A 14,567-nucleotide genomic window follows, 5' to 3' on the forward strand; every position below is an offset into this window, starting at 1 on the left:
ATGTTAAAGAAGACCCGAATCCTCGCTCTGGTACTCTGTTTTGCAATGGCGATTTCCCTCGCGGCCTGCTCGTCCGACAGCGGCACGGCTCCGGCTCCGAGCACGGCGGCCCCCGCGGCTCCCGCGGCACCCGCCGACGAAGCGCCCGCCGAGACCCCGGCTGAAACCGCCGGCCTCAAATTCGGCTGGTCGGTCTACGACAACCAGCAGGAATTCTTCCAGAGCATGACCGCCGGCGTCGAGGAGAAGGCCGCGGAGATGGGCATCCAGGTCATCCTCCACGACCAGCAGAACGACGAGACCGAGATGGTCAGCGGCGCGACCCGCCTGATCAACGACGAGGGCGTCGACGCGCTCGTGATCTCCCCCTGCAAGCCCGAGGCGCTCAGCTCGATCGTCGAGCTCGCCAAGCAGAAGAGCATTCCCGTCATCATCTGCGACATCGGCGACGGCGGCACCGATAAGGACGCCATCATCGTTTCCGATATGTACGGCGGCGGCCGGATGGCCGGAAAATACGCCCTCCAGCTGCTTGAAGCGGCGGGCACCGCCAGCAAGAACTACGCCGTCATCCGCTGCGAGGCTTCCGCGGTCTACGCCGCGCGCCGCCCCGAGGGCTTCAAGGACGTCATGAACGACGCGGGCTACACGATGGTCCAGGAGCTCACCGCCGACAGCGACCAGACCAAGGGCTATGAGGCGATGCAGGACATCCTCGCCGCCAACCCGGACATCGCCGCGGTCTTCGCCGCCAACGATCCGATGGCGCTGGGCGCGATGGAAGCGCTTCAGGAAGCGGGCCGTTCCGACGTGCTCCTCTTCGGCTTCAACGGTGACGCGGGCGCGCTGGAAGCGATTGCTGCCGGCACCATGCAGGGCACCGTCGCGCAGGACCCGAAGGGCATCGGCGCTCTGGGCGTCGAGCTGGCGAACACCCTGTGCACCGGCGGTTCCCTCTCCTATGACGACGCGACCAACAAGGAGATCTTCGCGGCCGTCCAGATGATCGGCAAGGACGGCGAGGTCCTCACCGACCTCACCGCCGACTGATTCTTCGCAGAACACAAAAAGGGATGGGGGCTTCACGCCCCCATCCCTGAACCTGTTTAAGCCCCCGGCCCCAGTGCCGCGATGCCCCTGCCGCCGCTTTTTCGGGCGGCTAGTAGACGGACTTCCATTCGCCGATGTTGTCCGGATCGAACTTGACCGGGTCCCCCAGCAGCAGCTCGGTGCCGCCGTCCTCCGCGTCGACCACCACCCGCAGCCCGAGCCGTCCGGCGGTGAGGTTGTCGCCCTCCCGGCCGGTGATCCGGCCGGTCGCGAGCCCGTCGGCGGCGTAGGCGCTGAGGTAGCCGAGGTCGATGGGGTTCCACAGGTACATCCACGGGCAGCTTCCCGATTCGATGTAGGGGGCGATCTCGGAGGGCAGCCCCAGCCCGGTGAAGAGCACGGGGGACTCCTCCTCCTGGAGCGTCTGGCCCACGGCGAGCATTCCCACGACGCTCGGAGAGATGATCACCTTGAGATCGGGGTTTTCCTCGAACAGCCGCAGCGTCTCCTCACGGGATTTTTCGGGCTCGTCGTCCCCGTAGGCCACGGGCAGCAGCTCAAACTTCGCGTAGACCGACGGGTTCTGCTCGATCTCCCGCTGCATCCATTCGATCCACAGGTTCTGGTTGGTGGCCTGCCGCGTGGCCGACAGGACCGCCGCCTTGCCCTCGCCATCCACCATCTTGCAGGCGGCCTGGATGAGCACCCGGCCGATCTTTTCGGGGTCGGCCTGCTGGATGTGGAGCATGCGGCTCTCCCTGTTGACGGCCGAGTCGAGCGAGAGGACCGCGATCCCCTCGTCCATCGCGCGCTGGAGGGCGTCCTGAAGCTCGTCCGAGTCGTTGGCCGCGATGACGATCGCGTCCACCTTCCGGTCGATCAGCGCGTCGATGATGTCGATCTGGGCCTGCGCGGTATAGGAGTCGGGGCCCATGCAGAGAGCCTCGGCGCCGAGCTCCCGGCAGGCGGCGGAAAACCCGTCCGCCATGTTCTGCATATAGGGGTTGGATTTTTCCTTGGAGATGATGGCGTAGACGGGCGGCTCGGGGACGGGCAGGGGAGCTTCGGGCGCGGGCTGCGGCTGGGCGCCGCAGCCGCCGAGGAGCAGCGCCAGAAAAAGGGCGCCGAGGGCGCGGAGTTTCATTGGTAAATCCCCCTTAAGATGTCGATGGATAACAGGTTGTCTTTCATTTTCTGGTTATTATTATAGCTTTTGCGCAAGGCAGATGCAACAAGCGGGCGGAAGGTTGCTTTCCCGCGGCGGGAGCCATATAATGGGAAGCAGAGGACGTGCCCGGACAGCAGGGACGGAGGACTGGATATGATAAAGGTACTGATCGTCGAAGACGAGCCGCCGATCGCACGCGCGGTCAAACAGCTGATCTGCCGCTATTCGGACGCGTTTCAGGTGGTCGGGACCGAGATCAACGGCAGGGCGGCGCTCGAGCGCCTCGGGCGCGGGGAGGTGGACGTGGTGTTCACCGACATCCGCATGCCCGTCATGGACGGCCTCGAGCTGCTGGAAAACATCCAGAGGGACTATCCGGAGGTCGTCACCGTGCTGCTCAGCGGCTACCAGGAGTTCGAGTACGCGCAGAAGGCGGTGCGCTTCCAGGCGTTCGACTACCTGCTCAAGCCGGTCTCGTTTGAAAAGATGTCCGCCCTGCTGGGCAAGCTGGAGATCCTCTGCCGCAACAGGGCCTACCTCAAAAAGCGCGACCAGCTCTCCGGCCTGATCGAGGGCAACGGCGAGGCGTCCGCCGCGCAGGCCGACTGCGTGACGCTGCTCGTGAACGCGGGCGCGATGCCGCTGACCTCCGACGACCTCGGCGCGCCGGGGCGGAAGTTCTGGCGCGGGGTACAGCTTGAGGAGCTGCTCCGCTCGATCGTGCCCGAACGGGACAGCGTGCTGCCCTTCTCCGGGAAGTCCAAGACCGAGCGGATCGTCGTGATTGAGACGCGCAGCCCCGATTCGGCGCGCGCGGCGATCGAAACGCTCTACCGCCGGCTGACGGAAATGACGCCGCTGCCGATCACCGTCGCGGCGCGTGTGGAACCGGTGCCGATCTCCGAGGTGGCGCAGACAATCAGCGACCTGCGCACCCTGCTCTACCGGGAGATCCGGCTGTGCGCCTCCCAGCTTCTGTGGGACGCGCCGGGCGGCGCCAGGCGTCCGGGGAAGGCGATCCCCCTTTCGAGCTTCCCGGTCAACCGGGTGGTGGAGGCGATCTGCGCGGGCAGCGCGGAGCAGCTTTCCGCCGCGGTCGCCGAAATGCTCGCCGTGTCCGAGCGGGAGGGGCAGACGCAGTTCGACTTCATGCGCCTGCTCGAGACAATCATCGGGGACAGCCGCATCGGGGACAATTCGGAGAGCTATCTTGACGTCAAGACGCGCCTCGGCGAGGCGGTGCTCGGGAGCATGGACTTTGCGTCCCTCGGCGAACGGGTGTCGGAGATCCTCCTTGGGATGCGCCAGAGCGGCGGCGAGGCCAAGAAGAGCCAGGAGGCGGTCGTCGCGGAGATGGAGCAGTACCTGATCGACAACTACGAAAAGCCGATCTCAAACGAGATGCTTGCGAATAAATTCGGCTTCGTGCCCAACTACATCAGCAAAATATTCCGCAGGCACCGGGGCGTGACCCCGTCGGAGTTTTTGACGAAGTACCGGGTGGAGATGGCCATCCGGCTGATGAAGGCCCACCCGGACATGCTGATCAAGGAGATCGCGCAGGCGGTGGGCTATGCGAACCAGTACTATTTCTCCCGCATCTTTAAAAAGGAGACGGGCATGTGGCCGACCGAATATCCCGGCCGGGACGCGGGGGAGGACGGCTGACGCGAAAAGGAGGGGGTTGGATGGACGCGGAGCTGCTGCGGCTGCTGCGCGAGATCACGCCGGAGGAACAGAAGATCCTCGACGGCACGGGCATCGACCGGAAGCTCTACACCGGTAGCGACAGCTTCACGGTCGAGAGCGGCCGGATGCTGGCGAACGGGGAGCTGTTCCGGGTGCGCACCCACACCCGCTTCACCGGGTTCCCGCGCCACAAGCACAACTACATCGAGATCATGTACATGTGCGAGGGCAGCACGACCCACATCATCGACGGACAGAAGGAGGTCGTGCTCCGGAAGGGGGACCTGCTCTTCCTCAACCAGCACGCCTACCATGAGATCCTCCCGACCGGGGAGGGGGACATCGGGGTCAACTTCATCGTGCTGCCCGAGTTCTTCGACACCGCCTTCCGGATGATCAGCGGGGAAAACGTGCTCACGCGGTTCCTGCTGGGGGTGCTGCGGCAGTCCTCCTGCAGCGGCAAGTACCTGCATTTCAAGGTGGCGGGGGTGCTGCCGGTGCAGAACCTCGTGGAAAACATGGTCTACGCGCTCGTCTACCACCAGGGCAACGAGCGGGAGATCAACCAGACGACGATGGGGCTGCTCTTCCTACAGCTTTTAAACTTCGCCGACCGCATCGAGGAGAGTGAGGAGAACCAGTATGAAAACATGATCGCCGCGATGGTGATGAAGTACATCGAGGAGCACTACCGCGGCGGAACTCTCGCGGGGCTGGCGGACATGCTCAACCAGTCGCCGTCGGGGCTCAGCCGGTTCATCAAGCAGACGTTCGGCGCGACCTTCAAGGACATGCAGCAGCGCAAGCGGTTCCAGGTGGCGCTCGAACTGCTCTGCGACACCACCCTGCCGGTCAGCGACATCGTCTACGCGGTGGGGTATGAGAACAGCAGCTATTTCTACCGGCTTTTCCGGGAGAAATATCAGATCAGCCCGCGGGAATACCGCGCCGGACACAGCCGGGGCGAACGCCTGCGGGTCTGAGGGAATGGAATTGGGAATGGGAGAAACGGCGAACGGGGAATCCATGCGGATTCCCCGTTCGCTTTATTTGGAGGAAGAAAGATGGTGGGAAACCGTCAGTTGCGGCCCTGGAGGACGTCCTTTTCATAGTGGGAGATTTCGGAGAACCAGCCCTCGTCGGCGGCCACGCCGCAGCGTTCGCAGAACTCCGCCCACACGTCCGCGTAGGGGTAGAATTTGAGCTCCTCGCCGAGCATCATCAGCCGGGTGTAATCGGAGGCGTCCTGCAAGCCGCGCATCATCCCGTGGGGGGTCAGCAGGGCGCAGAGCAGGGCCTTCTGCATGTTGCGCATCCCGACCACCCAGGCGGAGATGCGGTTGATGCTCGCGTCGAAGTAGTCGAGCCCGATCATCACCCGATCGAGCGCGTCGCAGCGGACGATCTCCTTGGCGATCTCCCGCAGCTCGTCGTCGAAGAGGACGACGTGGTCGCTGTCCCAGCGGACGGGGCGGGTCACGTGCAGCGCGACCTTATCGAAGAAGAGGAGCATCGAGGGGAGCTTATCCGAGACCATCTCGGTGGGGTGGAAGTGGCCGTTGTCCAGCAGGCAGAGCACGCCGTTCTTGGCCGCGTAATTCATATAGAACTCGTGGGAACCGACCGTGCAGCTCTCCACGCCGATGCCGAACACCTTGCTTTCGACCGAGTCGGCAATGTACCGGGGGTCGAGCTTTTCGGAGTAGATCTCGTCGAGCGCCTCCTTGAGGCGGCGGCGGGGGCCCAGCCGGTCGGCGGGGACGTCCTTGAAGCCGTCGGGGATCCAGATGTTCACGAGGCAGGTGGTTCCGAGCTCGCGGCCGAAGTATTCGCCGATGCGGCGGCAGGCCTTGCAGTGGTCGATCCAGAAGCGGCGCACCGCCCCGTCGGGGCTGGAGAGGGTCAGGTTGTCGACGACCATATCGTCGGAGAAGAGGGTGGGGTTGAAGTCGAGGCCCAGCCCGCGCTGACGGGCGAACTCCACCCAGCCCGCGAAGTGCTCGGGCAAAAGCTCGCTCTTGGGGACGTGCTTTCCGCCGGTCAGCGCGTAGCTCGCGTGCAGGTTGATGCGGTGGGTGCCGGGGATGAGGCGCAGCGCCTCGTCGATGTCGGCCATCAGTTCCTCGGGGGTGCGCGCCCGGCCCGGATAGTTGCCGGTGGCCTGGATGCCGCCCGTGAGCTCGGCGTCCTCAAAGCCGCGCACGTCGTCCCCCTGCCAGCAGTGCATCGAGAGCGAGACGTTTTGCAGCCTGCGGATCGCCTCCTCGGTGTCGATGCCGAGCTTTGCGTAGCGTTCCTTGGCTTCCTGATAACGGTTACTCATTGTAATTCCTCACTTCCTTGATGTCGAATGAATTTGCGACCGCGCGGCGCGCCTCGGAGAGGGAGGGGAACACGCCGTCCCGGAGCATCTGCGCGAGCAGGTTGCCAACGACGGTCGCCTCGGTCGGACCGGTGTGCACCCGTTTGCCGGTGTACTGGCGGGTCAGGCGGTTGAGGTAGTCGTCCTTGGTGCCGCCCCCGACGATGTGCAGGTCCTCATAGGCGCGCCCGGTGAGCGTCTCGATCTCCCGCACCGCCTCGCCGTAGCTTTTGGCCAAGCTGTGGTAGATGCAGTTCATCAATTCGCCCGGGTCGTTCGGGACGGGCTGGCCGCTTTTGCGGCAGACCTCGCGCACCGCGCCGATCATCGAGTCGGGCGCGAGGAATTCGGGGGCGTTCACGTCCACCCGGGTGGTGAAGCGGTCGGCGGCGATCGCCATGTCGCACAGGTCGTCGAAGGTGTATTTGCCGCCGAGCTCCCGTTTGACCGACTGGATCATCCAGAGGCCCATGATGTTCTTGAGGTAGCGGTAGCGGTAATCGTAGCCGCCCTCGTTGGTAAAGTTTTTGCCGCGGCTCTTTTCCGAGCAGTCGGGCGTCGTTCGCTCGATCCCGATCAGCGACCAGGTGCCCGAACTCAGGTAGATCGCGTCGCCGTCCGGGCAGGGGACCGACATGACCGCGGAGGCGGTGTCGTGGGTGGCGGGCAGGACGACCTCGCAGTCGAAGCCCACCTGCGCCCGAAGCTCCGGCCGCAGCCGCCCGGCGGGCGTTCCCGGCGCCGACACCGGCTCGAACAGCCGCCTGGGGACGCCGATCAGGTCGAGCAGCTCCCAGTCCCAGTCGCGCGAAGCGATGTTCACGAGCTGGGAGGTGGTCGCGTTGGTGTACTCGTTTTTCATCGCGCCCGAGAGCAGGTAGTGGAAATAGTCGGGCACCATCAGCAGCCGCGCGGCCTGCTCGAGCTGCTCCGGATGCTCCTTTTTGAGCGCGGCGAGCTGGTAGATCGTGTTGAAGGGCTGCTTCTGGATGCCGGTGCGCGCGTAGAGCTCCTCCGGGGGGATCAGCTTCGCGACCTCCGCGTCCATTCCGGCGGTGCGCCCGTCGCGGTAGGCGACCGCGTCGCCGATGCGACCGCCGTCCTTGTCGAGGAGCACGTAGTCGACGCCCCAGGTGTCGACGCCGACGCTCTGCGGCGGCATCCCGAGTTCCCCGCACCGTTTGAGGCCCGCCACGATTTCGGAAAAGAGCCGGTCGATCTCCCAGCAGAGATGGCCGCCGGTTTTGACGAGCCGGTTCTGGAACCGGTGGACCTCCCGCAGGCGGAGCTTTCCGTCCTCGAGCCAGCCCAGAATCAGCCGGCCGCTCGAAGCGCCGATATCCACGGCAGCGTAATAGCTTGTCATAGGCGCCCTCCTTTGATGTGGATTCTCAATTTCATTATACCGGCCGCCTGCGGACGGGATAAGGTCGTGGTTTTCGAAAAAATGCGTCCTTTTTTCAATCTGTTGGAAAAACAACAGACTTCCTCCGAAAAATCCGTTATCCTGAGGACAGAAAGGGAGGATGATGGAAGTGAAACGCAGAATCATCACGATTGACGAAGAGAAATGCAACGGCTGCGGGCTGTGCGCGGACGCCTGTCATGAGGGCGCGATCGGCATGGCGGACGGGAAGGCGAAGCTCCTGCGGGAGGACTACTGCGACGGTCTCGGGGACTGCCTGCCCGCCTGTCCGACGGGTGCGATCTCCTTTGAGGAGCGGGAAGCACCTGCCTACGACCATGCGGCGGTGCTCGCCGCGAAGGCGGAGAAGCCGCTGCCCTGCGGCTGCCCGGGCAGTCAGGTCAAAACGATCGAGCGGCCCCGGCGGGAGACGCCCGTGCCCGAAGCAAAAACGGCAAGCGAGCTGCGCCAGTGGCCGGTGCAGCTGAAGCTGGTTCCGGTGAACGCGCCCTGTTTTGACGGCGCGCACCTGCTCGTCGCGGCCGATTGCACCGCCTTTGCCCACGGGGATTTTCACCGGCGGTTTCTGAAAAACCGCGTGGCGCTCGTCGGCTGTCCCAAGCTCGACGAGGGGGACTACGCCGTCAAGCTGACGGAAATCCTCCGCGAAAACGACGTCAAAAGCGTCCATGTGGTGCGTATGGAGGTGCCCTGCTGCGGCGGGATCGAAAATGCCGTCCGGCGCGCCCTGCAGGCCAGCGGGAAATGGATCCCCTGGCAGGTGACGGTCATTTCCACCTCGGGCGAGGTTGTGGACGAGACCTGATTCTGTAAAGCAAAACGGCTCCCGCATATTACGGGAGCCGTTTTTTTGCACAATGCTTAGGCTGGTAAACGGCGGAAAGCATGCTGGCAATTGGAAAACCAGGATTAAAATATACAATTCATGGTAAAAGTTCCTAAAAATTTAGTAAATTTCACGAAATATAATGTCGAAATTTGTTGAAAAGAATGTTGACTTGTTTTACGGTGCTGGTTATAATGAAAATATAAGGAAATGGTTATGCGAATAATCAAACGCTTAGATCGGAGGCGGGACAGATGGTAACCGACAGGGAACGGGAACTGCTCTCCTGGATCGAGGAAAACCCGATGATGTCCCAGCAGGAGCTTGCCGACCGCGCGGGGATCACCCGGTCGTCCGTTTCGGTCCATATCTCCAACCTGATGAAGAAAGGCATGATTCAGGGAAAGGGTTATGTTGTACAAAAACGCCCCTACGTGGCAGTTGTCGGCGGTATCAACATGGATATCGCGGGGTATGCCAGCGGGGAGGTGGTGCCGCACGATTCCAACCCGGGCAGGGTGGAGCACACGGCAGGCGGCGTGGGGCGGAACGAGGCGCACAGCATGCGTCTTCTGGGGCTGGACGTTAAGCTGGTGACCGCCTTCGGTGACGATCTTTACGCGGAAAAACTTCGGCAGAACTGCCGCGACCTTGGCATCGACGTCAAGGACGCGATCACGGTCGTCAATGCCGCGACTTCGACCTATCTTTCGGTGGTGGACCACAGGGGGGATCCGGTGGTGGGCATCTCAAGTATGGATATCTACGACTACCTCACTCCGGCATTGCTCGCACAGCGTATGGGGGTTATCAACCGGGCGCACACCTGTGTGGTGGACACAAACCTCACCGAGGACGCCCTTCGCTTTCTGGCGGACAACTGCCGCGTACCGCTCTTCGCGGAGACGATCTCGGTCGCCAAGGCGCACAAGCTACGCGGAATTCTTGACCGGATCGATACGCTCAAAGCGGACCGGCTGGAAGTCCAGCTGCTGCTCGGGCGGGAGCCCGATGAAAAGGCTGATGTGGCAGAGACAGCCAGCCAGCTGCTGAACCGGGGGGTCAGACATGTTTACATCACTCTCTCGTCGGGAGCGTACTGTGCGGACGAGACCGGTTCCTGGCGGCTTCCCGGCTATCCGGCGGAGGTCGTCAACAAGACGGGCGCGCGGGACAGTTTTATGGCCGCGCTCGTGTGGGCGCGGATGCGCGGGATGGACCTTCGGGAATCCGCCTGCGCGGGGCTGGCGGCAGCCAGCATCTGCACAGCGGGGGAACCGGTCGTCAATGAGGAGCTCAGCGAACAATATATGCTGGAGGTGATGCAGGGAACACGGAAGATCACCGCGTCGAAAACCAGGTACTTTCTCTGAGCCGGCAGTGGGGCCGGCCATACGTGGACGGGCGATGAGGCCCGACATCTATGTGTGTGAAACGCCCGGCCGGGAGGGCCCTCCGGGCGCGTCAATTCCCCGGGTGGGGAAGTGAAATAAAAAGGAGAGATTGGAATGAACGGAAAGAAAATGCTCGCGCTGCTGCTGGCAGTCGTCATGGCGGTCATGCCGCTTTCAGGCTGCTCGATGAAGGGAGCGGCGGAACAGCCCGCGGCGCCGTCGGCTCCGGCGGACGCCGTTTCAGCGGATGGGACGGGTGACACAGCACCGGGAGAAGAAAAACAGCTGAAGATTGGTTTTTCCATTATCACGCTGACGTTCCCCTACTACGTGAAGATGCTCGATGGATTTGAGGCTGCCTGCAAGGAAAAGGGTTGGGACTATGTCTATACCGACGCGGGTATGGACGTGGAAAAGACGGTCAACGACTGCCTCGACCTCACCCTCAAGGATATTGACGCGCTTGTGATTGCAAGCTGGTACGGCGATTCGCTGCAGGATGTCTTTGAACAGTGCAAGGCGGCAAACATTCCCGTATTCCTGATTGACACCGGTTCTCTGCCGCCCGATGGGGACTATGTGACCAACATCGGGACCGTCGATTTCGACGCGGGCTACAATGGCGGATACTGGGCCGCCGGGCAGATGAAAGAGGCGGGGAAAGAAGCCGTCAGAATGATTTCCTTCACCACGGCGACCTCCAACGGCCGCAACCGCGCCGACGGATTTGTCAAGGGCCTCGAGGAGGGCGGACTCACAGTGGAGGTGGTGAATGAGTATCTCGGCGATTCCCGAGAGAGCTACATGACCTCCTGTGAGGATGCGCTCGTGACCTATCCGGAACTCGACCTGGTCTTTGCGGCGAACGCGCAGGGGGGCTTGGGAGCGTATGATGCCTGCGTCGCGGCCAACCGACCCGAGGTCAAAATTGTCGGTTTCGACTGCGAGGATGAAGAGGTCGAGCTGATCGACAAGGGTACCCAGTACATAGCGAGCGTCATGCAGCTTCCCGCCGGCATGGCCCAGCAGACCATCCAGAATATCGAGGACTATCTCTATAACGGGGCGACCTTTGAAAAATCCACCCCCTACGAGTCGGGCGTTTACTGCGCACAGGGCGCGCTGACCACGGAGGATATCCTCGGAAGCAAATAAGAGCGAAACTCCCTTCGCCTGCGGCCCCCCGGGACGGACAACCGTTCCGGGCCCGCGGGTTCTGTGGAAAGGAACATTGCCATGCAGGAAAATTACGACGAGAATGTGCTCGTATTAAAAGGGGTCTGCAAGGAATTCCCGGGCGTCAAGGCGCTGGCTGACGTCGACCTGACCATCCGTCGCGGAGAGGTCCACGCCCTGGTCGGGGAGAACGGCGCGGGCAAATCGACGCTGATGAAGATCCTTTCGGGCGCCTATAAAAAAGATGGAGGAACCATCCTTTTTAATGGGCGGGAGGTGGAAATCGGTACCCCGAAGGCGGCTGAAAAGATTGGGATTTCGATCATCCACCAGGAGCTCAACCTGATGGGCAGCCTGACGGTCGCGGAAAATATCTTCCTCGGCCGCCAGCCGAGATCCCGAGGCATCGTCCAGTGGAAAAAGATGTTTGACGATGCACAGGCGCTTTTCCAGCGGCTCGGAATAGACGAGGATGTCCGGAGACCTGTGTGCGAACTGAGCATCGCCCGCCAGCAGATGGTGGAGATCGCCAAGGCGGTGAGCGTCGACGCGAAGGTCGTCATCATGGACGAGCCGACCTCCTCGCTCACCTCACGGGAGACGGAAATCCTGTTTTCGATCATCGGGACGCTGAAGGAGCAGGGGGTCGCGGTGATCTTCATCACCCACCGGCTGGAGGAAATCTTCCGGGTGGCCGACCGGCTGACCGTCCTGCGCGACGGCTGCTACATCGGCACGCGTGAGGTGAAGGAGACCACCAAGGACGAACTGATCGCGATGATGATCGGACGGGAGCTCACCCAGCAGTTCCCCGCGCGGAATGCGGAGATCGGGGAGGTCTGCCTCAAGGTGGAGCACCTCTCGGACGGAAGACGGGTCAGGGACGTCTCCTTCGAGGTGCGCCACGGGGAAGTCGTCGGCTTCGCCGGGCTGGTCGGTTCGGGACGCACCGAGACGATGCGCCTCATCTTCGGGGCGGACAAACGCAGGTCGGGCAGGATTCTCATCAACGGCCGCGAGGCGGCCATGGCCACCACACGGGACGGCATCCGGTCCCGGATCGGCTTTGTCACCGAGGACCGCAAGGGAGAGGGGCTACTGCTTTCGCTGCCGGTGCGGTTCAACATCACGCTGGTTGCCATCCGCAAAATCCAGCGGATGCGGATGCTCAACATGAAGAAGGAGCAGCAGGTCTCGGAGGACTATGTGAAGAGTCTGCACATCGCCACCCCGTCGATTAATCAACGGGTCGTCTACCTCAGCGGCGGCAACCAGCAGAAGGTGGTTGTGGCCAAGTGGCTCTTCTCCGATTCGGAGATCGTCATTTTGGATGAGCCGACCCGCGGGATCGACGTGGGGGCCAAACGGGAAATCTATGAGATCATCAACCGGCTGGCGTCGGAAGGCAAGGCCGTCATCGTGGTCTCCTCCGAGATGGAGGAGGTCATGGGGATCAGCGACCGCATCATCGTGATGCGGGAGGGCGAGGTTGCCGGGACGGTGGAACGGAAGGACTTTTCCCAGCAGCGGATTACAGAATATGCGGTAGGAGGGACGGCGTCATGAGCGGCGGAGCCCAAAAGAGAAACCTGACCGCGGGGAAGATGGTGAGTTACGCCTGGAACAAGCTCGGCGTATGGCTGGTTTTTATCATTCTCTTCATCCTTCTCGCGTTTGCCAACGAAAAATTTCTGCTTCCTGCGAACCTGATCAACGTGGTGCGGCAGATCTGTGTAAACGCCGTTGTGGCGCTCGGCGCGACCTATGTCGTGCTCTGCGGCGAGATCGACCTGAGCCAGAGCTCGCTGGCGGTGCTCGCGGGATGCGGCTGCGCGATGCTGATCATGAGGGCCGGGATGAACATCTACCTCGCGATGGTCATTTCCCTTGCGGCCGGTACGGTCGTCGGCGCGCTGATGGGGCTCATCGTCACCAAGCTGCGCGTGCAGTCGTTCATCGCGACTCTCGGCATGCAGTATGCGCTGGCGGGCGTCGTGCTTCTGCTCACCAACAGCCAGCCGATCACCGGGCTGCCAGATTCCTTCGCGGTCTTCGGGCGCGGCTATGTCGGCCCGATCCCCGTCCCGTCGATCATTTTGGTGATCGTCTTCCTGATCGGCGCGTTTGTTTTAAAATATACCGCCTTTGGACGCAATGTGCTGGCCGTCGGCGAAAATCCGACCGCGGCGAACCTGTCGGGCATCAGCGTGCACAGGACCAAGATCGCCGTCTTTGCGATCGCGGGTCTCATGAGCGCGATGGGCGGCCTGCTGCTGACCGCGCGGCTCTCGTCGGGACAGCCGTCGTCCGGCTCGGACCTGTCCCTGCAGGCGCTGGCCGCCGTCTTTGTCGGCGGCGCGAGCAAGGGCAGCGTCATGAACACGCTGGCGGGCGCGCTCATCATGGGCCTGATCAACAACGGCCTCAACCTCATGGAGGTCAACGCCTACTGGCAGAAGGTCGCGCTCGGGTTCATCATCGTCGGCGCGGTCGCGCTGGACATGTTCCGTTCGTCCCACTCCGGGTCGAAACAATAAAGGAGGATGCGCACATTGCTTTCTAAGGAGTTTTTGGAGTGCTCGCCCGAGGTCGAAGCCGCCCTGGCGGCGGGAAAGCCTGTGGTTGCGCTCGAGTCGACGATCATCTCCCACGGCATGCCCTACCCGAAGAATGTTGAGACCGCGCTCGCGGTCGAACGGGTCGTGCGGGAGCAGGGGGCCGTGCCCGCGACGATTGCGGTGATCGGCGGGAAGCTCAAAGCGGGACTCAGCGAGGAGGAGATCATCCACCTCGGCAAAAAGGGGACGGAGGTCATCAAGGCGAGCCGCCGCGACCTGCCCATCCTGCACGCACTTGGCAGGGACGGCGCCACCACGGTGGCCGCGACGATGATCGTCGCGCACCTGGCCGGCATTTCCGTCTTCTGCACGGGCGGCGTCGGCGGGGTGCACCGTGGCGGGGAGAACACGATGGACATTTCCGCGGACCTCGAGGAACTGGCGCAGACGCCGGTGCTCGTCGTCTGCGCCGGGGCCAAGTCGATCCTCGACATCGGCCGCACCCTCGAATACCTCGAGACCAAGGGGGTTCCGGTTGTCGGCTACCAGACTTCGGAGATGCCCGCCTTCTACACGCGGAAAAGCGGCTTTGGGGTCGATTACCGATTGGATACGCCGGGCGAGATCGCGGCCTCCTTTTACGCCAAGCGGAAGATGGAGATCCCCGGCGGCATGCTCGTGGCAAATCCCATTCCGGAGCAGTACGCGATGGACGCGGACTACATCAACGGCAAGATTGACGAGGCGGTCGCGGATGCGGAGCGCCGGGGGGTCAAGGGCAAGGAGATCACCCCCTTCCTGCTCGATGCAATCCAGAAGATCACAGGCGGCGAAAGCCTGGAAGCGAATATCCGTCTTGTCTTCAACAACGCGGTCGCCGCGTCGAACATCGCGGTGGAACTGGCAAAGCTGAAATAA

12 protein-coding genes are annotated in these 14,567 nt (G+C 62.7%); 9 read left to right on the top strand and 3 right to left on the bottom strand.

Going from position 1 to position 14,567, the window contains the following annotated elements:
• On the top strand, window positions 1-1,050 hold the full coding sequence (locus C1A13_RS06645; protein ID WP_158595566.1) for a substrate-binding domain-containing protein: 1,050 nt from the start codon (window positions 1-3) through the stop codon (window positions 1,048-1,050).
• A 109-nt stretch (window positions 1,051-1,159) separates the two neighbouring features.
• On the opposite strand, the gene C1A13_RS06650 is transcribed toward C1A13_RS06645, so the two are convergent.
• Window positions 1,160-2,194, bottom strand: coding sequence for a substrate-binding domain-containing protein (locus tag C1A13_RS06650; protein ID WP_101550345.1), 1,035 nt, complete (start codon window positions 2,192-2,194; stop codon window positions 1,160-1,162).
• Window positions 2,195-2,371: 177 nt separating this feature from the next.
• Between C1A13_RS06650 and C1A13_RS06655 the strand changes: the two genes are divergently transcribed.
• Window positions 2,372-3,886, top strand: coding sequence for a response regulator transcription factor (locus C1A13_RS06655; protein WP_101550347.1), 1,515 nt, complete (start codon window positions 2,372-2,374; stop codon window positions 3,884-3,886).
• A 20-nt stretch (window positions 3,887-3,906) separates the two neighbouring features.
• A complete protein-coding gene (locus tag C1A13_RS06660) occupies window positions 3,907-4,890 on the top strand; it encodes an AraC family transcriptional regulator (RefSeq protein WP_101550349.1) in 984 nt (327 codons plus the stop codon).
• Between the two features lie 95 nt (window positions 4,891-4,985).
• Here C1A13_RS06660 and C1A13_RS06665 read toward each other — a convergent pair whose 3' ends face one another.
• Entirely contained in the window at window positions 4,986-6,236 is a 1,251-nt protein-coding gene (locus C1A13_RS06665; protein ID WP_101550351.1) for an L-rhamnose isomerase, read from the bottom strand.
• Window positions 6,223-7,635: a rhamnulokinase gene (gene rhaB / locus C1A13_RS06670; protein ID WP_101550353.1), complete on the bottom strand. Its 1,413-nt coding sequence runs from the start codon at window positions 7,633-7,635 to the stop codon at window positions 6,223-6,225. Before rhaB ends, C1A13_RS06665 begins: the two co-directional genes overlap by 14 nt.
• A gap of 169 nt (window positions 7,636-7,804) precedes the next feature.
• Between rhaB and C1A13_RS06675 the strand changes: the two genes are divergently transcribed.
• From C1A13_RS06675 to C1A13_RS06700, 6 genes are all read left to right on the top strand, one after another.
• Complete coding sequence (locus C1A13_RS06675; protein ID WP_101550355.1) at window positions 7,805-8,500, top strand: ATP-binding protein; 696 nt, start codon at window positions 7,805-7,807, stop codon at window positions 8,498-8,500.
• Window positions 8,501-8,775: 275 nt separating this feature from the next.
• Window positions 8,776-9,894, top strand: coding sequence for a PfkB family carbohydrate kinase (locus tag C1A13_RS06680; protein WP_101550357.1), 1,119 nt, complete (start codon window positions 8,776-8,778; stop codon window positions 9,892-9,894).
• A gap of 135 nt (window positions 9,895-10,029) precedes the next feature.
• A complete protein-coding gene (locus tag C1A13_RS06685; RefSeq protein WP_101550359.1) occupies window positions 10,030-11,070 on the top strand; it encodes a sugar ABC transporter substrate-binding protein in 1,041 nt (346 codons plus the stop codon).
• Between the two features lie 81 nt (window positions 11,071-11,151).
• The gene (locus C1A13_RS06690; RefSeq protein ID WP_101550361.1) at window positions 11,152-12,657 is read left to right on the top strand and encodes a sugar ABC transporter ATP-binding protein; all 1,506 of its coding nucleotides are present in this window, start codon (window positions 11,152-11,154) and stop codon (window positions 12,655-12,657) included.
• On the top strand, window positions 12,654-13,628 hold the full coding sequence (locus C1A13_RS06695; protein WP_242970826.1) for an ABC transporter permease: 975 nt from the start codon (window positions 12,654-12,656) through the stop codon (window positions 13,626-13,628). The genes C1A13_RS06690 and C1A13_RS06695 overlap by 4 nt, the downstream gene beginning before the upstream one ends.
• Window positions 13,629-13,634: 6 nt before the next feature.
• Window positions 13,635-14,567 (top strand): pseudouridine-5'-phosphate glycosidase, encoded by a 933-nt coding sequence (locus tag C1A13_RS06700; protein ID WP_101550363.1) that lies wholly within the window; start codon window positions 13,635-13,637, stop codon window positions 14,565-14,567.

It is taken from the genome of Anaerotruncus massiliensis (ex Togo et al. 2026) (assembly GCF_900199635.1).
In the GTDB taxonomy this organism is placed as follows: Bacteria; Bacillota; Clostridia; order Oscillospirales; family Ruminococcaceae; genus Anaerotruncus; species Anaerotruncus massiliensis.